This window comes from Kordia sp. SMS9, assembly GCF_003352465.1.
Taxonomy (GTDB): domain Bacteria; phylum Bacteroidota; class Bacteroidia; order Flavobacteriales; family Flavobacteriaceae; genus Kordia.
The window spans coordinates 82,957-106,500 of the sequence record NZ_CP031153.1 but is presented as its reverse complement, the minus strand read 5'-3'; the positions used below and the strand labels follow the sequence as shown (position 1 = coordinate 106,500).

The 23,544-nt window shown below is 36.0% G+C and carries 19 protein-coding genes; 8 read left to right on the top strand and 11 right to left on the bottom strand.

Features of this window, described 5'->3' with window-relative positions:
- Positions 1 to 68: 68 nt before the first annotated feature.
- From KORDIASMS9_RS00475 to KORDIASMS9_RS00460, 4 genes are all read left to right on the top strand, one after another.
- Positions 69 to 623: a hypothetical protein gene (locus tag KORDIASMS9_RS00475; RefSeq protein ID WP_162819693.1), complete on the top strand. Its 555-nt coding sequence runs from the start codon at positions 69 to 71 to the stop codon at positions 621 to 623.
- A 14-nt stretch (positions 624 to 637) separates the two neighbouring features.
- Positions 638 to 2,065 carry a DUF5723 family protein gene (locus KORDIASMS9_RS00470; protein WP_205318020.1) on the top strand — a complete coding sequence of 476 codons (1,428 nt, stop codon included), beginning with the start codon at positions 638 to 640 and terminating at the stop codon, positions 2,063 to 2,065.
- Positions 2,066 to 2,132: 67 nt separating this feature from the next.
- Positions 2,133 to 2,951 carry a hypothetical protein gene (locus tag KORDIASMS9_RS00465; protein ID WP_114900964.1) on the top strand — a complete coding sequence of 273 codons (819 nt, stop codon included), beginning with the start codon at positions 2,133 to 2,135 and terminating at the stop codon, positions 2,949 to 2,951.
- Between the two features lie 45 nt (positions 2,952 to 2,996).
- Entirely contained in the window at positions 2,997 to 3,557 is a 561-nt protein-coding gene (locus tag KORDIASMS9_RS00460; RefSeq protein WP_114900963.1) for a hypothetical protein, read from the top strand.
- 22 nt (positions 3,558 to 3,579) lie between these two features.
- Here the strand turns inward: KORDIASMS9_RS00460 and KORDIASMS9_RS00455 are convergent, their stop codons facing one another.
- Positions 3,580 to 4,857, bottom strand: coding sequence for a replication-associated recombination protein A (locus KORDIASMS9_RS00455; RefSeq protein WP_114900962.1), 1,278 nt, complete (start codon positions 4,855 to 4,857; stop codon positions 3,580 to 3,582).
- 153 nt (positions 4,858 to 5,010) lie between these two features.
- Positions 5,011 to 5,856 (bottom strand): hypothetical protein, encoded by an 846-nt coding sequence (locus KORDIASMS9_RS00450; protein ID WP_114900961.1) that lies wholly within the window; start codon positions 5,854 to 5,856, stop codon positions 5,011 to 5,013.
- 167 nt (positions 5,857 to 6,023) lie between these two features.
- Between KORDIASMS9_RS00450 and KORDIASMS9_RS00445 the strand changes: the two genes are divergently transcribed.
- On the top strand, positions 6,024 to 6,785 hold the full coding sequence (locus tag KORDIASMS9_RS00445) for a rhomboid family intramembrane serine protease (RefSeq protein ID WP_114900960.1): 762 nt from the start codon (positions 6,024 to 6,026) through the stop codon (positions 6,783 to 6,785).
- On the opposite strand, the gene rlmB is transcribed toward KORDIASMS9_RS00445, so the two are convergent.
- From rlmB to KORDIASMS9_RS00405, 8 genes are all read right to left on the bottom strand, one after another.
- Positions 6,786 to 7,526, bottom strand: coding sequence for a 23S rRNA (guanosine(2251)-2'-O)-methyltransferase RlmB (gene rlmB, locus KORDIASMS9_RS00440; protein ID WP_114900959.1), 741 nt, complete (start codon positions 7,524 to 7,526; stop codon positions 6,786 to 6,788). It lies immediately after the preceding gene.
- Positions 7,527 to 7,593: 67 nt separating this feature from the next.
- Positions 7,594 to 8,478, bottom strand: coding sequence for a hypothetical protein (locus tag KORDIASMS9_RS00435; RefSeq protein ID WP_162819692.1), 885 nt, complete (start codon positions 8,476 to 8,478; stop codon positions 7,594 to 7,596).
- Between the two features lie 15 nt (positions 8,479 to 8,493).
- Positions 8,494 to 9,309, bottom strand: a complete 816-nt coding sequence (locus tag KORDIASMS9_RS00430; RefSeq protein WP_114900957.1) for a hypothetical protein — start codon at positions 9,307 to 9,309, stop codon at positions 8,494 to 8,496.
- Between the two features lie 19 nt (positions 9,310 to 9,328).
- Positions 9,329 to 10,750 carry a RagB/SusD family nutrient uptake outer membrane protein gene (locus KORDIASMS9_RS00425; protein WP_114900956.1) on the bottom strand — a complete coding sequence of 474 codons (1,422 nt, stop codon included), beginning with the start codon at positions 10,748 to 10,750 and terminating at the stop codon, positions 9,329 to 9,331.
- Between the two features lie 15 nt (positions 10,751 to 10,765).
- A complete protein-coding gene (locus KORDIASMS9_RS00420) occupies positions 10,766 to 13,879 on the bottom strand; it encodes a SusC/RagA family TonB-linked outer membrane protein (protein ID WP_114900955.1) in 3,114 nt (1,037 codons plus the stop codon).
- 420 nt (positions 13,880 to 14,299) lie between these two features.
- Positions 14,300 to 15,202 (bottom strand): hypothetical protein, encoded by a 903-nt coding sequence (locus tag KORDIASMS9_RS00415; protein ID WP_114900954.1) that lies wholly within the window; start codon positions 15,200 to 15,202, stop codon positions 14,300 to 14,302.
- 11 nt (positions 15,203 to 15,213) lie between these two features.
- Positions 15,214 to 16,899 (bottom strand): SusD/RagB family nutrient-binding outer membrane lipoprotein, encoded by a 1,686-nt coding sequence (locus KORDIASMS9_RS00410; protein ID WP_114900953.1) that lies wholly within the window; start codon positions 16,897 to 16,899, stop codon positions 15,214 to 15,216.
- Between the two features lie 12 nt (positions 16,900 to 16,911).
- On the bottom strand, positions 16,912 to 20,148 hold the full coding sequence (locus KORDIASMS9_RS00405) for a SusC/RagA family TonB-linked outer membrane protein (RefSeq protein ID WP_114900952.1): 3,237 nt from the start codon (positions 20,146 to 20,148) through the stop codon (positions 16,912 to 16,914).
- Between the two features lie 305 nt (positions 20,149 to 20,453).
- On the opposite strand from KORDIASMS9_RS00405, the gene KORDIASMS9_RS00400 reads away from it, so the two are divergent.
- Positions 20,454 to 20,729: a hypothetical protein gene (locus KORDIASMS9_RS00400; RefSeq protein WP_114900951.1), complete on the top strand. Its 276-nt coding sequence runs from the start codon at positions 20,454 to 20,456 to the stop codon at positions 20,727 to 20,729.
- A 61-nt stretch (positions 20,730 to 20,790) separates the two neighbouring features.
- Here the strand turns inward: KORDIASMS9_RS00400 and KORDIASMS9_RS00395 are convergent, their stop codons facing one another.
- The gene (locus tag KORDIASMS9_RS00395; protein ID WP_114900950.1) at positions 20,791 to 22,482 is read right to left on the bottom strand and encodes a ShlB/FhaC/HecB family hemolysin secretion/activation protein; all 1,692 of its coding nucleotides are present in this window, start codon (positions 22,480 to 22,482) and stop codon (positions 20,791 to 20,793) included.
- Positions 22,483 to 22,665: 183 nt separating this feature from the next.
- Here KORDIASMS9_RS00395 and rpsL point away from each other — a divergent pair, with 183 nt between their 5' ends.
- Together rpsL and rpsG are read left to right on the top strand one after the other, a co-directional pair.
- Entirely contained in the window at positions 22,666 to 23,040 is a 375-nt protein-coding gene (gene rpsL / locus KORDIASMS9_RS00390) for a 30S ribosomal protein S12 (protein ID WP_007094992.1), read from the top strand.
- Positions 23,041 to 23,063: 23 nt separating this feature from the next.
- On the top strand, positions 23,064 to 23,540 hold the full coding sequence (rpsG, locus tag KORDIASMS9_RS00385; protein ID WP_114900949.1) for a 30S ribosomal protein S7: 477 nt from the start codon (positions 23,064 to 23,066) through the stop codon (positions 23,538 to 23,540).
- Positions 23,541 to 23,544 lie beyond the last annotated feature (4 nt).

Here is a 23,544-nt window from a genome sequence, read left to right as displayed (position 1 = left end):
CGCATAAACTTTTAGTACATTAAAAAAGTGTAAACGAATTCAATACATAAAACTAAATCGGTCGCGCTATGTTCAAAAAATTCTCTTTATTGCTAATGCTATGTGTGTTGGTTTCTTGTGTAGAAGATGTAGATTTTGAACAAGCAGAAGACATTGCCATTTCGCCCGTTGTAGAATCAAGTTTGATCTTTTTTGACTTTGATGCTTCCGAATTTTCAGAACCTACAGGAACTGCCATTGTTACCGTTGGTGACGATTTGGAGTTGGATGTTTTTAATGACGAGTTTCTGCGCGATAACCTAATACGAACTGAATTCTTTTTTGAAGTCACCAATTCTATTGATCGTACATTTCGAGCAGATATCATCATGTTTGATGAAAACGATCAAGTTACCTATGCGTTTGCAATTGATGTGATACCAGACGGCAATACTGAAGTCGTTACCACACATACTGAAATCTTTGAAGATGTGCTGCTAGAACAACTCAAAAGTACTGTACGACTTGAATTGGTGTTGAGTATGTTTCCAAGTGCCTCAGGAATTCCGTTAGATGATAACAGTCTTGGAGCTATTGGTATGCGTTCAAAAGCAACGCTTTTCTTTTTAATTGATAACGAATAATACGTGCGCAGTCTTTGAAAAAACTCAGTTTCATATTGCTATTATTTTCGTGTGTAATTGTTGCGCAAAACAAACAATTGCTCTATAATTTTACAGACATTCCGCAATCGTTGTTACTCAATCCTGGCGCGGAAGTAAACTACAAATGGCATGTAGGCGTTCCGTTGTTGTCACACATTCATGCAAGTGCTGGCGCTTCTGGCGTTACCGTGTATGATTTGTTTGCCGATAATGGTGTCAATTTTAATGAAAAGTTGCGTCGTGTGGTGTTTAATTTGGATCGAAATGATTATTTCACCATCAATCAACAATTGGAAATTTTGAGTGGCGGATTTGCGTATGGAAATTCGTATGCGCCCAATAAATATGTGTCTTTTGGTTTGTATCAAGAATTGGATGTTCATTTTTACTATCCGAGAGATTATGCAATTTTGGCGTATGAAGGAAATCAAAGTAATATTGGTCGCGAATTTGATTTGAGTGATTTGAATGGGAAAGGCGAATTGCTTTCGGTATTGCATGTTGGGCTTACAACCAAAGTGAATGAAAAGTGGACCTATGGTTTTCGTGGGAAAATCTATTCGAGTTTGCTCAATTTTAAATCGACCAATAACAGGGGAAGTTTCATCACTACAGAAGGAACCAATAACTTTTACGACCATACGTTTGATTTGGATTTAGAGCTCCAAACCTCTGGCTATGCGTCTTTAATTGATTTGGATAACGACGGACAAAACGATTGGAACCGAGAAGCAGTGAAAGAATTGCGCAAACGCGTACTTTTTGGTGGAAATTTAGGTTTGGGAGCCGATTTCGGATTTACATATCATCCCAAAGAACAATGGACAATCACGGGAAGCATACAAGATCTCGGCTTTATTTATCACACCAAAGATGTGGAAACCTATACCCTAAAAGGCGAATATACCTTTGAAGGTGTCAACCCGCTCTTTCCCAACAATGGTTCTGGACAAACGGCAGACGAATACTGGCAAGAAATTACGGATAATTTTGAAGATTTATTCGAATTAGATACCATTTCCAATAATTACATCGCTTGGCGTTCGCCAAAAATCAATGGTTCTGCATCGTATCGTTATGGAAAAAAAATGGACAAAGAATGCAATTGTACTGCGGATGATGGCGATTATTTAAACGAAGTTGGGATGCAATTATTTGCGATTGGACGTTCGCGCAGACCGCAATTGTCACTTTCTGCCTTTTATTACCGACGATTGTTTCCTTTTTTAAGTGGAAAAGTGACGTATACAGTAGATGGTTTTTCACGAACAAATATTGGAGTAGGATTGTCTTCACATATTGGAAATATCAACTTTTACATTATGGCAGATAATCTTTTGGAATATCAAAATTTGGCGCAATCTAATTACGCTTCTGTACAATTAGGCTTCAATTATGTCATTCCGATGGAGAAAAAGTAGCGTATTCCAATAAAATTCTTAATTTGGAGCATAATTATAGATAAACAAAACCTAATACCATACACAGATGAAACGTTTTTTGGCGAGTGTTCTTTTCCTTTTTATCACATGTTCTTGTTTTTCACAAGAATTGAATCAATATAAATATGTAGTTGTTCCGTATAAATTTGACTTTTTAAAAAAACACGATAAATACCGCGTAAATACGTTGGTGCGTCACTTATTTAAAAAAGAAGGTTTTGAGGTATTGTATGATAATGAAGATTTTCCTGCGGAATTAGGAAACGATCGCTGTATGGCTTTATACGCTGATATCAACAATGAGTCTAGTATTTTTATGACCAAAACGTCCATTGTTTTGCGCGATTGTTCCAATCAAATAGTGTTGGAAACACCTTTTGGACGTACTAAAGTGAAGGAATATGCAAAGGCGTATAATTTAACGATACGCAGTGCTTTTGAAGCGATTGAAGCTAAGAATTATTCTTATCAACCAAAGGAAAAGAAAGTTATTCCGCCACCACCACCGCCAGTAGTTGTCGAAGAAACTTCCGAGAAAGTGACAGTATCAGATCCAACATCTATGGAACCAGTTACGTTCAAAGAAGGAGATGAAGAAGTGGTAGAAGTTCAGGAAGTTGAGGAAAAAGAAATGGCAACTACTGAAAGTAAAAAAGATGTTTTGTATGCGCAACCAATTGAAAACGGCTATCAATTGGTAGATAGTACACCAAAAGTGGTGATGATTTTATTAAAATCGGGCGTTCCTAATGTGTATTTGGTCAAAGGGCAAGACGCTACGGTGTACAAAGAAAATGGCAAATGGATTTTGTCAAAAACGTCAGGCAACGGCACTAAAAAGAAGGTGTTGAATGTTAAGTTTTAAAGTATTTTTTGAAAAGGCAATAGTAAGTAATCAACTCTTTATGTAATGAAATATTTACACCTCTTTTTGCTATGTATATTTTTGTCGTGTACACAAAAAACGAGAACAACCTTAACTTCTTCCAAGAACACTGATGTACAAACGACTAAAAGTGAAAAGTTTATCAATCAAAATCTGTATGAATTTATTGGTGTTGATATCAATTCTAAAAAAGTACGGACATATAGTAAAGAGTTAGGCAAATTAGAAATTAGAGATTTCTCGAAAGAAAAAAAAGATTATGTATATGAAGACGATGGAATTCAAATTAGAATTGATAGTCTGGGTATTATTGATGTAATTTTTCTTAATAATTATAAAAAAGAGAGTTGGCAACACAAATCTTTTAAAGGGAAACTACCCTTTGGATTGCAGTATCGAGATACATTCAAGGAACTAAAAAATAAGATTGGAGAAGGTGATTTAGTTTTTTCTAGTGGGTTTTATGGCAGAACATTTGTTTGGACACTTCAAGATAGTTTAAAACTAGCAATTGAACTCGAATTATCTAGAAAAGATGATGATAAAATTGTCATACAACAATTAAGTTTACACAAAAAAGGATAAGTGTTGCAGTCATGATAGTACTTTAGTAATCATACTTATCTTTCCAGCGGTTTTTCAGGAAATCGCGGAGACTTTTTTCTCGTGGACTGCTTCCAGGATCATATATTTTTGTGTTGGAAATTTCATCAGGCAAGTATTCTTGTGCTACGAAATTATGATTGTAATCGTGTGAATATTTGTAATCTTCGCCATAGCCTAAATCTTTCATTAACTTTGTTGGCGCATTTCGCAAGTGTAACGGAACCGACAAATCGCCAGTTTCTTTGACTAAAGCTTGCGCTTTTTTAATTGCCATGTACGAAGCATTACTTTTAGCAGAAGTCGCTAAGTATACTGCACATTGACTCAAAATGATACGCGCTTCTGGATAGCCAATGATAGAAACTGCTTGAAACGTATTCGTAGCAATCACCAAAGCTGTTGGGTTGGCAATTCCGATGTCTTCACTCGCAGAAATAAGCATTCTCCGTGCAATAAACTTTACATCTTCGCCGCCTTCAATCATCCGTGCTAACCAATAGACAGCTCCATTAGGATCGCTTCCACGAATGGATTTGATAAATGCTGAAATAATGTCGTAATGTTGCTCGCCCGTTTTGTCATATAAAACCGTGTTTTTTTGCACACGACTTAGCACTAATTCATTTGTAATGGTGACTTCGTCAGTTCCTTCGGAGTTGATTAATAGTTCAAAAATATTCAATAGTTTTCGTGCGTCACCGCCAGAAAGTTTCAAAAGTGCTTCTGTTTCTTTGAGTGTAATTTGTTTCTTGGAAAGTGCTGTATCTTCTTTGATGGCGCGTTGTAGCAATTTTACCAAATCTTCTTTCCCGAAAGGATTCAATACATATACTTGACAGCGCGACAATAATGCAGGAATGACTTCAAAGCTGGGGTTTTCGGTCGTAGCTCCAATTAATGTTACCCAACCTTTTTCAACGGCTCCTAACAACGAATCTTGCTGCGATTTGCTGAATCTGTGAATTTCATCAATAAAAAGAATTGGGTTTTTGGTGGTAAATAAACCATTGTCTTGTTTTGCTCGCTGAATGACTTCCCGAACTTCTTTTACTCCAGAACTAATCGCGCTAAGCGTATAAAAAGGTCTATCCGAAGTGGTGGCAATAATATTTGCCAGCGTTGTTTTGCCTGTTCCTGGCGGTCCCCAAAGCAGGAGCGAAGGAATGATTCCTTGTTGTATTTGGCGTGTAAGCACACCAGTTTCTCCAACCAAATGTTCTTGGCTGATGTAGTCTTCTAATGTTTTTGGACGAATGCGTTCAGCTAGTGGTTCACTCATGCTGTAAAAATAAGGCAATTATCCAAACTATGCATTAGAAGTATCCAGAAGATATTGCAACTACAAAAAAACAAGTTACTCGATAATCGAGATTTAAATGCTCCGATGCTTTCCCCGAAGTAGTTGACTGATGTGCTTTTTTAAATTATGATGCTATCTGCGTACGCCTGAAGATTTCTTTTTGGCGTGTTTTATTGCGCATCCTAAATCTCTTCCATCTAAGATACCGCCGCAATCTCCACCTACTATAAAACCTCCAACGTCAGCTCCAGCTCTTTTTATACCACGCCAGATATCACCAAAAATACCTTTTTGTATTGGCGATATGGTATTGCCGTTTCTAGTAGCTGGATTTAATTGTGTTAAGCGATAGTTCCACGAATGAGCGCTATTAAGTGTTGCAGTGACCCAATAGCTGTAACTATTTTTGGCAATGCTACATGCTCCTAAAATAGTAGCCGCATAATTTCCAGTTTTTGCAACAGGATCATATATTATCGTGTAATTGTTGAAGACAAAATTTTCAAGAGCTTCAATTTCGGCAGTAAATTCTTGAATGCTTTTATAGGAATTATTCTGAAGAGAAACTGCATTGTCAAAAATGGTAAAGAGCATATCCGTTAGTGGTACTTCTTGTGGTGTGATGACATTCATATTTACAAGAATACTGGAAGCACTGTTCATGTTTTCCTGTAGCTGTTCTATCATGTCCATTTGTGTTTCATGTGTTTGCCAATCATTGCATTGGCAAGAATTATCCAAATAGGCATCGGTATACGTATCAGCAAAGTAGAAAATATCTTCCAAAGATGCAGTATTAAAGTTTGGCATCGTAGCAATATGATCCATCGCTAGGTTATGAGATATGCCATAATTGTCAAAATCATATAAGGTTTTCACATTATTTCCTTGAATGATTTTATCGCTTGTATTTTCTTCGGGACTACACGAAAAAAGTAAAAGCAATAGTAAAACTGTAAGTGTTGATTGTGTTTTCATGGTGTTGGTTTTTTAAGTTGTATTTAAGTTAGTTATTAATAATCAGATAGTTATATGCGTTCGCCATAGTATTTTTGAGGAAAAACCTTAATAATAGCAACAGAATCGTGGCTATGACAATTTTTCATGCAAACGAATCTTGGCTAATTTTTTGACTAATAACTGCTATGAGTTCTAAAAAACACCCTTTTATTTTCACACCAGCAGTGGTGTTACTTCCATTTATTTTTATTTTTTCAATTTGGTTGGTGTATTGGAGTGAAGTACGTTTTGGATTTCGTTTCAATGATTACGGCGTGTACCCAAGAACATTAAAAGGCTTGCGCGGTGTCATTTTTAGCCCATTTATTCACGGAAGTTTGAATCATTTGTGGAATAATACCATTCCGTTGTTTTTACTCAGTGCGGCTGTTATTTATTTTTACAGATCGCAACGTTGGACTATTTTTATTGTGGGGTTGTTCGGTTCAGGAATCATCACATGGTTGATAGGAAGAGAAGCCAATCATATTGGTGCCAGTGGTTTTATTTATGTGTTGATGAGTTTTATCTTTTTCAAGGGAATTATTACAGGATATTATCGTTTTGTGGCAGTTTCATTGATCATTATGTTTGTATATGGCGGAATGTTGTGGTATTTGTTTCCGATAGAACCACATATTTCTTGGGAAGGGCATCTGGGAGGATTCATCACAGGATTTTTATTGGCAGTTTTTCTTCCTGTCGTGTATGCCAAAGAAACCTACGAATGGGAGAAAAAGGAGTTTGTGCCAGATGATGATCCATTTATGCGTCATTTTGATGAAAACGGAAATTTTATGGAAACATTACCTGAGGATGAAGCAGTAGTGGAGCAGCCTGTTTTGCAACCTACTATCAAAGTAAATTATATTTATGTAAGTAGCACGACATCTTCTGAGGAAGAATAATTAGTCCAAACGTTGTCGTACAATTTCATATAAAAACGCGCCACACGCCACAGAAACATTCAAGGAAGCAATTTCACCATACATAGGTAATTTTGCTTTGTGATCTACAATTTTTAGGATAGAGGGTGAAACGCCTTTTCCTTCAGAACCCATCACAATTGCTACTGGAACTGTAAAATTGACATCATATACGTTGTGTTCTGTTTTTTCAGTGGCTGCGACAATTTGTATGCCTGAACTTTGCAAATGGTAAATAGCATCTTTGATGTGATCTACTTTGCAAATTGGTATTTTAAAGATGGCACCTGCAGAAGTTTTTACGGCGTCTGCGTTAACAGGTGCGCCTCCTTTTTTCTGAATGATGATTCCATCAACTCCTGTGCATTCAGCGGTTCTAATAATGGCTCCAAAATTACGAACATCACTAAGTTGATCAAGAATTAGAAAGGTGGGTGTTTTTCCTGATTCTATGACAGATAACACTAGAGAATCAAGGTCATAAAATTCAACAGGAGAAATCAAGGCAATCACACCTTGATGATTCTTTTTTGTGAGTCTGTTTAGTTTTTCTGGTGGAACAAAGGATGTGCTGATTGCGTTTTTACGCAAAAGCTGGTCCAATTCATTAAATAAGTCACCTCTAAGCCCTTTTTGAATAAAAACCTTGTCAATGGTGCTACCAGAGTTTATCGCCTCTATAATAGCTCTTATACCAAAAATTTGTGTGTTATTACTTTGCATGGGGCAAATATAAAATAAAAAACCACCCAATTGGGTGGTTTTTAAGTATAATAGCGTTAATCTATGATTAATTCTTAGTCAAGCTAAAAGAAGCTGGGAATGGTCCTCCACAAGATGAATTTGGATCTTCTGTGTAAGGAATAGTAATTGTTTGATCACTACAAATATCCCATGGTACTCCAGCTGCATCTGTTGTAAAGATGTATGGGCCAGCAGCACTACATGCTAAACTTGGATCAACAACCTCTGCTAAGATAGCAACATTGTCCGTAGTAAATTCAATTACTACTTGCTCTAACTGTCCGTTAAACGCAGGCAAAGCTCCAACAGTAAAGATTCTTCTGTTAGGGTTTGTTGGATCAACTGCTAACGTTACTGTACCACCAGCAAAGTTTTCAGTTCCGTTTCCAGGTCCGATTGTTGCACTAACATCTGCTATTGTATAATCTCCAACATAGTAGTTGTTAGGAGTTATAGGAGGATTAGAACAAGGAATCGTAACCGTGTGTCTCAAAATACTTTCTTCACCGTTTCCTAAAGTGATTCCAGTTTTATCTACTGCTGTCATTACAATATCAAAAGATGTTACGAAATCTCTACCAATATTCATATTGATTAAATCAATAGAAATATTTGGAGATCTAGTGGTTTCTAATGGATCAATAAATAATGGCGCTGGTGTAGTATTTAGTACAAATTGTGTAAAATCACCTTGTACTGCTTCAAAAGAATAGCTAATGCTAAATCCTTCTGGATATACAGGAACTTCAATTGATACAGGAATTTGAAGGTTTGTCACAGTTTGTCCACTTGTAGTTGCAGCAGCTCTAAATTCTACCCAACCTGTTTCCGGATTGTCTTGGAATCTTGAAGTCTCCGAATCTGAGGCACAACTCGACATCACTATTGCAATAATGACCGTTGAGTATATTATTTTAAAAATATGTTTCATAATTATTAAAAATTATTATTGTTTAGTAAATCTATAAGTTGTGTCAGCTACAGCACCACAGTCTTCTTGTACATCATCTGCAAACGTTACAAAGAATACTGAATCATCATTTAAGTCGTACGTTTCGTTTGGTCCATCAGCAGGTCCAAACCAGTTAGCACCACTTGAACATGGACAGTTACTATTTTGTACAGGAACAACAATCTCTCCAGTAACACCTCCAACTAAGTCAAATGTAAATGTGTTAGGTGTACTACAATAATTAGGATAGTTAGCAGTATCAAAAGAACGTTGTGTAGAAGATACATAATTTACTTCTACAACTGTTCCTGTAGCTAATGTAGGACCATCAATCAATGCTGATGTTTGCTCAATTAGGTACTCTCCAGTTAATGGAGCTAATTCAAACGCACTAATTGTATGTATGTTCGTTGTTGTATTTCCTCCATCGTCAACAGTATCCAAGTTCAAAACAATTGTACTTGGTGTTAATCCTAGTGAAGCATCCGTAATAGTTACATCAAATGATGCAAAGTATGTGTTTGCAGGGATTGTAAATGATGTAGGAATAATATAGTTTTCTGCTGCTGCTGAAGATGATTCTTCACTTACAGATATCGTTACAGTTCTTTCAACAGTTGATTGTCTACTAGCATTGATTTCAATAGTAGTATTTACTGTCTGACCAGGAAATACACCAACGCTAGTTGAAGGGCTTCCCCAACTCACGAGCGTTTGCTGGCTTCCTTGATCGTATATTGGTGATTCTGTTTCCTCACATGAAGTAAGTAGAAAAAGAGCTCCAATAAATAATATTGCAAATTTTTTCATTTATATTTTTTTTAATTTATTAGTATCCAGAGTTTTGCTCCATATTAGGATTTGCATTGATTTCAGATTGAGGAATTGGGAATGTAAATTTCTCAGAAGAAACAGGCAATGAACATGGAACAGTTTCACAATCAACAGGAAGTCTTTCAACTCCTGTATTTAAAATATTTCTGTATCTCTTAATATCTAAATATCTGAAACCTTCGAAACATAATTCAATTCTTCTTTCAGCTTTGATGTTCGTAATAGCATCCGTTACTGAAGAATATGTAGCTACATTTTGTGTAGAACCAAATCTAGCAGTTCTAAGTGTACTGATATCAGCAGCAGCAGCAGCAAAATCAGGAGCTGCTTTTCTAGCATGTGCTTCTGCTCTAACTAAGTACATCTCAGAAAGTCTCATCGCTTTGTAATCGTTGATGTAGTTAGTATCAGCGTTTGGCGGATACTTCCCAATTACTAGTAAAGCTGGACTATCACCAGGATTACTTTCAGGATCTACATTTACAGCACGACGAATATCACCAGGAGAGAATGCTTGGAATAATCCGTTAGACATTTCCATAAAGCTACCACCTGTACCTGTAAAGATCCAGTTGAAAGCGATAGAAGCATTGTTTCCTTGTACATTATCAAATTTAAATATTACTTCAGTACTATCACCGTCTCCAGCAAACATAGCAGCATATTGTGTTTGATTTGCTAATGTATTGGTATTGATTAATTCAGTTGCATTTGCAATAGCGGTATTGTAATCACCAGTATATAATGCAATTCTAGCTCGTAAGAATGTAATGAATTCTTGTGTAGCATAATTAGGGTCTATTGCACTTGAAGGCATTAAACTTGCTGCTAATGTAAGATCATTTTCAATTTCTGTTAAATTTTCGCCAACAGTTTGTCTTGCTGGGAATCCAGAAGTAGCTACTACATTTTGATAATATACACCTAATGATGAATCATTCATCAAATCTTCTGCATAATACTCTAATAAGTTGAAGTGTAGATAAGCTCTAAATGCATACGCTTGAGCTAAGATGTTATCATAAGAAAACTCTTCTCCAACTCCAGGAGCAATAGTGCTAGCTGCAGCTAAAAGACGGTTAAAGTTGTTAATAGCGTTATATCTATCAGTCCATGTACCTTGATCACCACCTTGTGAATTTAAGATTTGGTTGATAGTAGCGATCTGTTGTCCACCATTGTCTACACCAACTTTACAATTGTCTGTAAAAATAGAGTTAAAGGCAAGTAAACTTCCTTGTCCACCGCCACGGTTAATACTATTGATGGATCCGCGAAGCCCGTTTTCTAAGTCAGATACACTTTGAAAAGCAGTCTCTTCCACTAAAGTGTCTACGGGAAAACGTTCTAATTGATCATCACAACTTACTGTAAATAGTAAGGTGACAATAATTGGTATTAGAAAATATTTTTTCATTTTATTTTTTATTTTTTAAAAGTTTAAGTCAAATCCTAAAGAGAATGTTCTTGGTACAGGATAGTCAAAGAATCCTCCAGATTGGTTACCTTCTGGGTCAAATCCTCTCCATTTAGTCCATGTAACTAGGTTAGTACCTTGTACAAAAACTCTTATTCCTGAAAAGACATTTGTTTTTTCTAAAATTTTAGAATCAACTGTGTATGATAAAGAAAGGTTTCTTAAACGTAAGAAAGATGCATCTTCAATGTAACGATCTCCAACTTCTGCACGTCCTTGGAAAGATAATCTAGGAATATCAGTTACTTGTCCTGGAGTTGTCCAAGCATTTAACATCGTAACAGATTGATTCGCAAATCCTGCTAACGAAGCATCTTCAACAATAGCTAAAGAACCATTTCGTCTCCATCTATCAGCAGCAAAAGAAAATAAAGCATTTAATGCAAAACCTTTGTATGAAATATCAGCTCCAAAACCTCCAGTATATGTTGGATCAAAGTTTTTATCTAAATACACTGCATTGCTTGGATCAAATACGTTTGTAATATTTCCGTCGATATCGTAGTAAAGTGGTTGACCATTTGAAGGATCTACACCAGCCCATCTTACGTCGAACCAAGTAAATGCTTGGCGACCTTCAGTTACACGAAGTGTGTTTCCTGTAAATCCAACTGGTAATTCTTCCACTCTGTTTTTGTTGTAGTTACCATTTGCACGAACAGTAATAGCCCAAGGGTTTGTTTGTGACTTTCTTAATACGTCATATGCAAGTTGTAAATCAACACCAGAGTTTCTCATACTACCGATGTTTGTAATTACTGTATTATACCCAGTTTGTGCAACAGATAAAGGCGCATCGTCTGAAAATAATCTATCTGTTAAGAAGTCATAGTAATCAAATTCACCAGATAATCTGTTATTCCAAAGTCCAAAACTTAAACCAACGTTCAATTGGTTTGTTGTTTCCCACTGAATTTCTTCATCAACTAATCCTCCTAAACCGTACCCAGTTCCTAACTGGTAACTTGTTGGATCAGCAAATACTGTTTGAAGTCCTTGATAACGTCCACCAACTGTTTGGTTACCTACAACTCCGTAACTAGCTCTAATTTTTAAAGCGTTGATAATATCAACATCGCTCATAAAATCTTCTCTGTCAATATTCCAACGACCAGCAACCGACCAGAATGTACCTGTAGGGTTTTTAGGGAAACGTGAAGTTTGGTCACGTCTAATTGTTCCAGAGAAACCATACTTACCATCATAATCTAAATCTAACGTACCAAAGATAGATGCTAATGCTAGTTCGCTTTCAGATGAAAATACAGTTGGCACATAGTTCAATGCAAGCTCTGTAGCAGCATCTAAAATTCCATCTCCGTTTTCGTCTTCACCTTCTTGTGTGTTACCACTAGTAAAACCAGCAGATGAAGTTGGTAATGCAGGATTCAAACCAAATGCTCTAAATCCAGCAGATTGAGTGTTTGAATAGTTGTACTCACCATAAAGAGAAGCAGATAAGCTCAATTTGTCAGTGATATCATTTTGGTATCTTAAATAAGCATTTAAGATGAAGTTAGCATCTCTAAAGTATGTTTCAGCTTGATCACCTTTTACTTCAGATCCTTGGTTAGGAGTAATTAAACCTCTAATACTTCCTGGAGCAGTAATTTGTAATAACTCAATATTCGTGTAGTCAATACCAATTTGTCCTCCAATAGTCAAGTTCTTTGCAAAGTTGTAATCTGCATTGATACTACCTACTGCTTTAAATTCAGTTTCTTGGTCAGTATTTAAACGTGCAGTGTTTAATGCTAAGAAAGGCGTGTTTAAGAATCCATTAGGATCTCCTACAGTACCATCATCATTTAAAGCTCCACTTCGTCTTGTACCGAAAATGTTTAAACTTCCGTCAGGATTGTATGGGCTCATGTATGGATTACCAATGTAAGGTACAATGAACGGGTTGTCTAACTGACCACCTGTGTTGTTTCCTCTGGCAGCATCTACAATAAAGTTACTTACCGAACGGTTCAACGTTAATGTAGTTCCATAGTTAAATTTCTTATTTTCAGAACTTCCATTAAAGTTATTTCTGAAAGAGAAACGTGTTAAATCACTACCTAAAGTAATACCTTCTTGCTTGAAGTATTGCATAGATGTATATGAACTTGTATTTTCATTACCTGTAGAAATACTTAATTCGTGTGAAACCGTAGTTCCTTGTTGGAAGAAAATATCTTCCCAATTAGTATTTGCTTGTCCAGCAATTCTAGCAATTTGCGCATCAGATTGACCATCACCAAATTGTGTACCTGGTAATAAATCTCTTTGCCAAGTTAAAAGCTGTGTAGTATTCATTACCTGAAATCTTGTTTTAGGCTTTACAGCTACACCATAAAGTGCTCTGTACTGAATGTTTACTCCAGATCCTTTCTTACCTTTTTTCGTTGTTACGATAACTACACCTCCAGCACCTCTGTTTCCATAAATTGCTGTAGCTGCCGCATCTTTTAAAACTGATAAAGTTTCGATGTCATTTTGGTTTAAACTTCTAAAGTTATCTTGATCTACTGGTACACCATCAATTACGAATAATGGCTCAATGTCTCCATTTAAAGATCCACGACCACGAATAATAATTGTTGCTGATTGACCAGGTTGACCAGAACCTGTGTTCACGTTAACCCCTGCCGCAGCACCTTGAAGTACTTGGTCTAAAGAGTTAATTGGAACCTGCTCAATTGTTGAACCATCAACTGTAGCAATAGAAGATGCTACTTTTGCACTGTTTACAGCTCCGCCATAAGCGACTACTGTTACAGCTTCTAAAGCTTCACCTTGTTTTAATTGCACATTGATAGTAGTAGACGTAACCTTGATTTCTTGAGCAGTATATCCTACATAACTAAATACAAGCGTTTGCCCGTTATTAGCTTGAATAGAATAATTTCCGTCGAAATCAGTAGTCTTTCCTGAAGTAGTACCTTTAATCGAAACAGTTGCTCCTGGTAACGGCATACCGGTGTCATCGGTAACTGTACCTGAGACAGTCTGTTGTTGTGCAAAGAGTATTTGCACAAATAACGCTAGGAATAGCGTTAGAATTCCACTAAACTTTGTTCTCATTTTTTTAATTTATTTGAATTAGCTATCGCCAAAAATCCTAATTATATGTTAATAATCCAATTTTTTTTTCTTAAAAATGCATTGATAGACTAAGTTTTTTTAAAAAATGAGGGTTATTTTATGCTTATTTATCAAGGTATAGGTGTAGAAATGAGGGCAATGCGTTGTGTTAAATCGTAAAATTATCAAAATGAGATAGTTTTGTTAAATAATTTAACGGATTGATAAGATTTTGATGAGAATGTGGTGACTTTTCAATTTTTTTGGTTTTTATAAAAGAAACTTTACAATTCAAAATTCAAGTTTGTGTAATGTTAGAAGACGATTTTATTTTTTGCTATTGACATAAAAAAAACTGCCTTCAAAACGTATTTGAAGGCAGTCTTTTATTTGGTATAGATTTATAATTTACATAACGATTTATTCATTACATAAGTTTAATGCTATTGGTCCAGCAGATGATCCTGCGGTTGCAGTTGCAACAGTACTTCCACTAGGTCCTGTAATTTGGAAAGACATTTCTCCCCAGAAATCACCATTAAAAACCCAGTCGCCACTAACTCCAGCAGGAATAGTGATTACTACAGTACCAGCACTTGATCCAGCAGTACATGCGTATCCTGGATCTTCATAAGGAGTACAAAGTCCAATTTCGAATACAGTTCCATCACTTAATGTAACTGTGATTCCAGGTCCACCACCACCGCTGGTAGTAGGCTGCCATCCATCACCATAAGAATCTTGCATATCAATTGTCCAGTCACCAGCAGGTAAAGTAGGTGAGTCACAAACTACTGTAGAAGCAAATGTGTGATCGGCAGATTGATTGTCAAAGTTAGCACTTACATCTGAAAATGTTCCTTGTGGATTTGTCAATGCCAATCTATAGTTGAAAGTATCACCACCTTCTAAAGCAGATGGATCGATTCCTAAAGCATTAATGATTGAAGCTCCATCAAAAGCCACACTTACTTCGGGATATCCTCCGTCAGAATTTGTAAAGCTAGATGATTCAATAGTAGCTAAAAGCGCTTCATCTGTAGTAAGGTTTTGTCCTGTAAGCCCTACATATACATCAACTCTCGTAACATCAGTTCCTCCAGAAGGAGAAATGATTTGATAGTCTTTTGAAAAGCTAGAACTGCTTGGGTCTAATTTATTTACGTTAGTTGATCCATTTGTTGCAAGTTCAGCAGCAAAAGGCACACCTGTGTTGATTAATTCATCAAAATCTACAGGCAACGTATCGTCGTCTTTACAACTATAAAATGCTATACAAACAGCACTTATAGCTACAATGGTTTTTAAAAATTTATTTTTCATAATTCTCTTTTTTATTGAATAAACTCAGCAGGATTGTTATCCCAAAATACTTGTACAGTAAGTCCAGGCTTCTGAGAGATGTTTATGTTTCTGTCAACTGTAACATTTGGATACAGGAATGATCTTGGAAACGAACCTGTACCTAATAAAGTAGGTTGTAAGTTTCCTGGAGCGCCAGTTCTTCTGTAAAGGTTGTAACCTTCTACACCGTTACCATACATAGCGATCCAGTATTCTTTACCAATGATGTCCATTCTATCGTCATCTGATGTAGCAGCCATGTATGATGCCATTACACCATTTACGTAGTCATCAATATCTGTTGCAGAAGCAGTGTTTGTAAAGTCTCCTGGATTAGGTAAGAATGAAGTTACTGTTGTTAAAGATGATCTAATTCCTTGCTCTAACATAGCGGCAGCATCATCAGAAGTACCTAAGTATAGTGCAGCTTCTGCTCTCATGAAGTATACAAATGAATCCATCATGATTGGCCAAATACCAGCTCCTTGTAATCCATCATTATCATCGATGGTGTCTGCATCATCATCATCATATCGACCTCCGACAGGATATACACCGAATGTTGTTCTTTTGTTGTTATCTGGTGGAATACCATCTGCATTTGCATGGTCTCTACCCCAATATCCATCACCTCGTCCAAATAAAGAACAGAATGGTAGTGGAACAACTTGCATAGCATCTATTGTTGCATAGGATGCAGGTCTAGGATTGTTCCAGCAATCAATTTCATTGTTTAAAGTAGCTTCATCTGTTGGGAAAGAACTAACTTGTCTGTATACGTAGTATCTTAATCGTGGATCGTCTGCACCTTTTTCTACTCCAAGAGTCCACATTAAATAGTTAGGAATGTATTCCCCAGTATTGGCAGCCAAATATTCTTCAACAAAATATGGGTGTCTACTTTGTGGGTTTATCGATGTTCCTGAAGACCATTTAAAGTCTTCTGCACTTGAAGTAATGATATCTCCACTTCCAAGTAAGGCATTGATTCCAGCAGCTGAACCTGTTGGGTCAATCAATCTTCTGTTTAAGTAGTATTTAAGCTTTAAAGTGTTTGCAAACTTTGTCCAATTGCTCATTGTAGTACTATTGTTTTCGCCATAGTATAAGTCATTGAAGCCAGGAGTATTTCCATCAATACTAGCAAAGTCAGCCAAAGCTTGATCAATTTCAGCAAATGCAGCATCATATACATCTGAACCAGCATCTACAGCAGGGAAAACAACTCCAACATCACCTTGTAATGCTTCTGAGTAAGGAACATCACCGAAGTAATCAACCATAGTCATCATAGTGTAAGCTCTAATAATTCGAGCCACACCAATGTGTCTAACACGTCCAGCGGTAGTTGCAATTGGAATTAATGCTTCAACCTCGTTTAAGATATTTGCATATGCAGTAGTCCACATTCCGCTATTACTAGCGTTTGTGTTGTTAAAGTTTATGGCATATGTATCAAACATATACTCTAAACGTACAGCTTCTCCTCCAGATTCAGTAGCGTCCTCAAAGAATTCAGCTAACTGGAATTGGATGAAATTTAAATTTGTATCCGCATCCAAGGCATCTGGAGCGGGAAGATTTGGATCTACTAGTAAATCTAATTCTGTTGTTTCACAAGAGAATACAAGTATTAGACCTAGCAACCAAAATAATTTGTTATGTTTTATTTTCATTGTTATTTTTTTTTAGAAAGTTACTTTTACGCTCATACCGTATCTTCTTGAGTTCCAAGAAGTCAAGTAATCAAATCCTTGAGAGTTACCAACACCTAAACTGTTTAATTCAGGATCATAGTTTACACTGTCAGGAGTATTGAATGCTTTTACGAATAAGTTTTGACCTGAAAGTGTCAATGACACATTTCCGAAAGGGGTTTTGTCTAGCCACTTTTTAGGAAGTCTATAGCTTATAGAAGCTTCTCTTAATCTGACATGTGTAGCATCATAAATTAGTACTTCGTCAATTCCAAATCCAATGTTGTTGAAATATGCTTCCGTAGCGGTTACTTGAATGTCGTTTGGTTGTCCTGTAGATTGGCGAACACCTGGCAATACAATACTTTGCGTTCTGTCAAAATCTGTATCTTCTACAAGTCCTCTACCTACTAATGCACCAACAGTAGTTGCATAAATGTCTCCACCTTGTTGGTATTCCCACTGCATATTAACAGTCCAGTTTTTCCAGGTAATTCCTGTATTTACAGTTGTAAACCAATCTGGGTTTGGATCTCCAATGATACCATTGTTCGGATCTTGAATCCAGTATCCATTTTCGTCAACTAAACGATTTCCGTCTGCGTCTCTTAAAATTTGTCCACCAACAATTACACCTAAAGGCTGATCGTTGATAGCGGCATTAGTTGTTCCGCTGAAAAGACCTCCAAATTGAATTTGCTCTCCATCATCCAATCCTTTTACAGAACTTTCGTTTTGTGTAAAGCTACCAGTCAATTTAAATTCAAAATCTTCCGTTCGTATTGGTGTGATGTCAAATCCAATTTCAAAACCTTCATTAATTACATTACCAATGTTAGTAAATGTACTCGTATATCCTGTTTCAGGAGCTAAAGGTCTTTGGATAATCTGATTTTCAGTATCTCTGTTGTAGTACGTAAAATCGAATCCAATTCTGTTGTCTAATAATCTAGCTTCAAGTCCTACTTCAAATTCCTTAGAAAGCTCTGGCTTTAAGTCAGGGTTTGGTAAGAAATTAGGAATACTAGTAGTTGTTGTAGAATTTCCACCAGCAGTTTGAAAAATGTTTGGCACTAACGAAATTACACTTCTTGTGGTGTATGGACCAGGGAATCCTGGAGATGTTCCATAACCAGCTCTAAGCTTTAAGAAGTTTAAATTTTTAGAACGCAATCCTTCAAATGCAGATGTTGGAATGAATGACATACTTACACCAGGAGAAAACTGAGATCTGTTTTCTTGCTCTAATGTTGAGTTCCACTCATTTCTTAAAGAAGTATTTAAATATAAGAAATTCTTATATGAAAGTGTTCCAGAAACATAAGCTGCAACGTTATTTTGCTCGCTAAATGTTTGATATGTTGTATTGTTATCAGCAAAAACAGTTCCTTCAATAATTGTACTTGAGTTACTGAAGTTTAAGTGATTCCATAGACCATAAATAATTTGATCTCTACTTTCAGAACCATCACGCTCAAAAATTTGACGTTTTGTAGTAGCACCAATTGTTGCTTGTAAACCAAAGTCTTCTGAAAGTTCTTTGTCAATACCAATTAATAAAGACTGATCCCAAATTGTAAATCTTTGTGACGTTGTTTGTAAGTATCCATTAGGATGTAAACCATCATTAGATCCTTTATTAATTACACGTCTTCCTTTTGTGTTTTGACTGTCAATACCTAAACGGTAGCTAATGTTTAACCAATCCGCAGCTTCATACATCGCTACAAAATTAGTAAATACACGATCTGTACTTTGCTTGTCTTGTGTATTGTTTAACGCCCAAGCTGGGTTTGTACGGTCATTTCCACCACGATACCAAATACTTTCTCCTGTAATAGGGTGTTGGTTTGGTAAAGTAATATCAACACTTCGTGGTAAATACAAAATATTCCAAATAGAAGCAATACCTCCAGTACCTGCAGTAGACGATGTTACGTCACTACCTGTTGAAGCATCTGTAAATGGACTTCTAATGTCTGTTTTTGCTAAACTAATTTTACCAGATAAAGTAAACTTGTTAGACATCTTAAATGTTCCCCCTACAGAGAAGTTATCTCTTCGTAAGCTGTTGTTTGGAATAAATGATTGGTCGTCCACATGTGCATATGAAGCATTAAAGCTTCCTTTGTCTCCAAAAGAACCAGCAACATTTACAGAAGTACTTGCAATAGTTCCTGTTTTAAAGAATGCTTCTTGGCTATCATACGCTCTGTATGTAACATTTGGATTGTCTAATTCAGGTCTGTTTGGAAATAAAACAGATGGTTCCACACCAAAATTATTTAAAATAGACGTTCTAAATGCGTTGTCAATTGTTGCTTGACTGTCAAAACGCGCTCCCCAGTTACTAAAGAAGGCTCCATATACATTTTGGAAACCGTTACCCCAAGTATTTTGGTAGTCTGGTAAAATGATGTCGTTAAAGAAAATTGACTGATTCACAGTAACTTCCATTTTCTTGTTTGCATCTTTTCCAGATTTTGTAGTAATTAAAATTACTCCATTTCGTCCTTCACCTCCATACAAAGCAGTTGCACTTAAACCTTTTAAGATACTTACGCTTTCAATGTTGTTTGGATCGATGTCAGCAAATCTACTGGCAACGTTACCCGATTGGAAAGCTCCTGAACTTGCAGATTGGTTGGCACTACCAGAAGATCCATCAAATGGAACGCCATCTACAATAAATAAAGGTTGGTTTCCACCAGTAATAGAAGACTGTCCTCTAATAATAATGTTAGATCCACTACCAGACACACCTCCAGAACCTGTAATACGTACACCAGATGCTTTACCGCGTAATATCTTACCGATATCGGTGTCAGCTTTCTGCTCTAAGTCTTTACTATCTACGGTGGTTACGGCATAACCTAAGGCTTTCTTTTCCTTTTTAATACCCTGTGCAGTAATAATTACTTCTTCTAGTTGGTTGTCGGGTTCTAAAGAAGTATCAATAGTGTTGTTTCCTCCAACGACTATTTCTTTCTTTTTGTAACCAACATAACTAAATACAAGTGTTTGACCTTGATTTACTTGGATGGAGTAGTTTCCATCAAAATCAGTAGTCGTACCTGAATTTGTTTCTTTAACGACTACACTGGCCGCAGGTAGCGGAATTCCAGATTCGTCGGAAACAGTACCTTTGACTGTCTTCTCTTGTGCAAGCGCAAGTTGCACCATCAACGCCAGTAACAGCGTTAACATTCCATTAAACTTTGTTCTCATTGTGTTAATTATTTGAATTAGCTATCCCAAAAATCATAATAATATGTTAATATTCCTATTTTTTTAAAGAAAAAAGTGACCAGTTTTTATGAAAAGTAATGTGAAGCTTAGTGTTGAAATGGAGTGTGAAAACTGTATATGTCTTAATTTTAGAGAGTTTACCACGTTTTTTAAATATAAATAGTGTGAGTGATTACCAAAATTAAAATTTGAGTTTTGTTGTTAAATGCACGTTAATTGTGATTTTGATTAAAAAATCTGTGGGTATTGGATTTAATTTTACTTCATAATTAAAATAAAAAATCATGAAAAAGAAAAAGTTAAGTTTAGATTTAAACAAAAGAAAAATTTCTAATCTAGGAACATCTCAATTATTGGGAGGAAATACTATTGGGGCTTCACAATGTGTGTGTGGTTCGGGAGATGTAGGTTGTACCTTAGATTGCAAAAAGACAAAAGCAAGATGTACATCAACGCCAGTCTCTGAAGCGCCTACGTGTACATTGGAGTCAGTAGATTTGTCATTCTGCGGTTCGGGAACAGTGCCAGATACGTGTCAGTCCAATCAAGTTTGTGCGTAAAAAACACTCAATTAAGTATTATAATGTGAATCGCTTGGTTTTTAACTAGGCGATTTTTTTATCAAAAAGAAGTAGCCAAACTAATGTGTACTTTTGATTCTGATAATTTTATCGCAGCGTTGTCTACTTTTCCAACGGCATAATTGATCTTTAGAAGTCCTGATTTCGATCGAATACCAAGTCCAAAACCAAAACCATACAATTTTGCGTCAGTTTGTGTCAATTCGTCTTGTAAATAGGTAAAATCAATAATAGAATGCACATAGGAATTTCGCGAAAGAATATAGCGGTATTCCGTATTGATGGTGCTATATAAAGTCGCCTCTAAACTATTCTCGTTAAATCCTCTGATTGACTGAATTCCGCCCAAGCGAAACTTTTCATTCGTTAAATACTGGTCGGAAATTAACGCTTCTGAAGTATTATTGACGTAAATAAAATTCCGATTGTTCAATTCCCATAAATAATTTCCCGTAAAGGAAAACTTGGTTTGTTCATTCCTTTCAGCGTCATTCGTTCGTGTTCCAAGTTGTGCTTCTAGTCCAACAAAAACTTTACTAGGAAAAATACTAAAAGCATTATTTCGTTTCGTAAATGTATAACCAGCAGTCGTAAAAAAACTAGTATAATCATCAATTGTAGGGTTAATGTCGTTTTCTAAAAGATTGTTGGATTCCGTTTGCTGAATTCCCACATGAACTTGATTGTTTTGATTGATCTGATAAAAAGTGTTCAACTTCGTATTGACAATATTAAAAAGAGAATCGCGCCTAAAAATGTCCAAACCAGCATTAATACCAATTGGTGAATTAAAAATATATGGAATTCGCAAATCCGCTAAAAACTTCGTTTGCCCGTTTCCGTCATTCTTCCATAAAAGATTAAATTGTTCGCCTGCATTCAAATTATTCATCAATTTCAAATCGAGATAGCCATTCAGCTTCAAATTGCCAGTATCTTCATCAGAATTAAATCCTATAAAACCATCAAAAAAATTACTCTTCACCTTTTCTATATATACATATAATATGGTAGAATCTTTTGTAAACAGAATTTCAGGATCTTTAAGCTGTCGTGCAAACGGCAATTGATCAATGCGTTTGGCTTGCTTGGTAATCTCTTCCTTGTTAAAAACTTTGGAGGTGAATCGTAAATAATTTTTAGTGTAAGATTTTGGGAATTTTTCGTATCCTTTAATAATCACTTTATCCAAACGGCGTTTTTCAATAACGACAATTCCTAAATCTGCTTTGATGGTTTGTTCATTTTTTAATTTCAAAATATTTTGAAGTTGCACTTCTGCGAAAGGATTTCCGGTATTTTGAAAATTCGCTACAATGGCTTCTAAAAAAGGGGTCAAGTTTTCAGGTGTAATGATGAAGGTGCTATCGGTATACTGTAAATTAAAAACTTTTAAAAGACTTTCGTCTAAAGTGTCGCTGTTGTATGTAATGTTTAAAGAAGTATACTTTGTGTTTAGGCTGAACGTACTTTGATACACAGAATCACTCACTTTCTCAAGTTTGGTATAGGAGGCATCAAAATAACCAACGGCAAAGAGTGCTTTTTGCAAAGAAGCGAGTTCGTCTACTACAGATTTTATATTTTCGTGCGATCTTTTATAATTGGTAGCATCAATAACTTGTTGTTCATCGTCAGAATTGCCATTAATTTGCAACGTTTGTCCGCTGACGGAAAAAGTGCAAAAAAGTGCAAAAAATAAAAGTAAAATATGTAGTGTTGATTTTTTCAAGCTAAAAATTGAATGCGATGCGGCTTCAAAATAACGTAAAAAAACAGGAAATACTATGTGGAATCACTTTAAAAAATTAATCTTCTTGAAAATTAAGTCGTTAAGATTTGAATAATTAGAAATAATACTTACCTTTGCCGCCCTCTAAAGAGGGTTTTAACATCAAAATATATTTAATAATAGATGCCAACAATTTCACAATTAGTAAGAAAAGGAAGAGCCAAAATAACTAAGAAGAGTAAATCGGCTGCTTTAGATTCTTGTCCTCAGAGACGTGGAGTTTGTACGCGTGTATACACGACAACACCAAAAAAACCGAATTCAGCAATGCGTAAAGTTGCAAGGGTTCGTTTGACAAATGGTAATGAAGTGAATGCGTATATTCCAGGAGAAGGACACAATCTACAAGAGCACTCGATAGTATTAGTTAGAGGTGGAAGGGTAAAAGATTTACCAGGAGTTAGATATCACATTGTTCGTGGAGCTTTAGACACCGCTGGTGTTGAAGGAAGAACGCAACGTAGATCTAAGTATGGTGCAAAACGCCCAAAGAAGTAATTAAAAACTTTTAATGTAAAGACATGAGAAAAAGAAAGGCGAAAAAAAGACCTCTTTTACCAGATCCAAGATTTAACGATCAGTTGGTAACACGTTTTGTGAACAACTTAATGTGGGATGGTAAAAAGTCTGTAGCATTCAAGATTTTCTATGACGCAATGGATATTGTTGAGTCAAAGATAACAGACGAAGAAAAAACAGCTTTAGAATTATGGAAAGATGCATTATCTAACGTTATGCCACACGTAGAAGTACGTTCGCGCAGAGTTGGTGGAGCTACCTTCCAAATTCCAATGCAAATTAGACCAGATAGAAAAGTATCGATGGCGATGAAATGGTTAATTAGCTATTCTCGTAAGAGAAATGAGAAATCAATGGCTTTAAAATTAGCTTCAGAAGTATTAGCAGCAGCAAAAGAAGAAGGTGCAGCAGTTAAGAAAAGAGTAGACACGCACAAGATGGCGGAAGCTAACAAAGCATTCTCGCATTTTAGATTTTAATCAG

Bases quoted from the DNA above. Each gene is read 5' to 3' on its own strand.
- KORDIASMS9_RS00460 (WP_114900963.1), top strand. From the start codon at position 2,997: ATGAAATATTTACACCTCTTTTTGCTATGTATATTTTTGTCGTGTACA.
- KORDIASMS9_RS00400 (WP_114900951.1), top strand. From the start codon at position 20,454: ATGAAAAAGAAAAAGTTAAGTTTAGATTTAAACAAAAGAAAAATTTCT.
- KORDIASMS9_RS00435 (WP_162819692.1), bottom strand. From the start codon at position 8,478: ATGAAACATATTTTTAAAATAATATACTCAACGGTCATTATTGCAATA.
- rlmB (WP_114900959.1), bottom strand. From the start codon at position 7,526: ATGCAAAGTAATAACACACAAATTTTTGGTATAAGAGCTATTATAGAG.
- KORDIASMS9_RS00425 (WP_114900956.1), bottom strand. From the start codon at position 10,750: ATGAAAAAATATTTTCTAATACCAATTATTGTCACCTTACTATTTACA.
- KORDIASMS9_RS00455 (WP_114900962.1), bottom strand. From the start codon at position 4,857: ATGAGTGAACCACTAGCTGAACGCATTCGTCCAAAAACATTAGAAGAC.
- KORDIASMS9_RS00450 (WP_114900961.1), bottom strand. From the start codon at position 5,856: ATGAAAACACAATCAACACTTACAGTTTTACTATTGCTTTTACTTTTT.
- KORDIASMS9_RS00415 (WP_114900954.1), bottom strand. From the start codon at position 15,202: ATGAAAAATAAATTTTTAAAAACCATTGTAGCTATAAGTGCTGTTTGT.
- KORDIASMS9_RS00430 (WP_114900957.1), bottom strand. From the start codon at position 9,309: ATGAAAAAATTTGCAATATTATTTATTGGAGCTCTTTTTCTACTTACT.
- rpsL (WP_007094992.1), top strand. From the start codon at position 22,666: ATGCCAACAATTTCACAATTAGTAAGAAAAGGAAGAGCCAAAATAACT.
- KORDIASMS9_RS00445 (WP_114900960.1), top strand. From the start codon at position 6,024: ATGAGTTCTAAAAAACACCCTTTTATTTTCACACCAGCAGTGGTGTTA.
- KORDIASMS9_RS00410 (WP_114900953.1), bottom strand. From the start codon at position 16,899: ATGAAAATAAAACATAACAAATTATTTTGGTTGCTAGGTCTAATACTT.
- rpsG (WP_114900949.1), top strand. From the start codon at position 23,064: ATGAGAAAAAGAAAGGCGAAAAAAAGACCTCTTTTACCAGATCCAAGA.
- KORDIASMS9_RS00405 (WP_114900952.1), bottom strand. From the start codon at position 20,148: ATGAGAACAAAGTTTAATGGAATGTTAACGCTGTTACTGGCGTTGATG.
- KORDIASMS9_RS00465 (WP_114900964.1), top strand. From the start codon at position 2,133: ATGAAACGTTTTTTGGCGAGTGTTCTTTTCCTTTTTATCACATGTTCT.
- KORDIASMS9_RS00475 (WP_162819693.1), top strand. From the start codon at position 69: ATGTTCAAAAAATTCTCTTTATTGCTAATGCTATGTGTGTTGGTTTCT.
- KORDIASMS9_RS00420 (WP_114900955.1), bottom strand. From the start codon at position 13,879: ATGAGAACAAAGTTTAGTGGAATTCTAACGCTATTCCTAGCGTTATTT.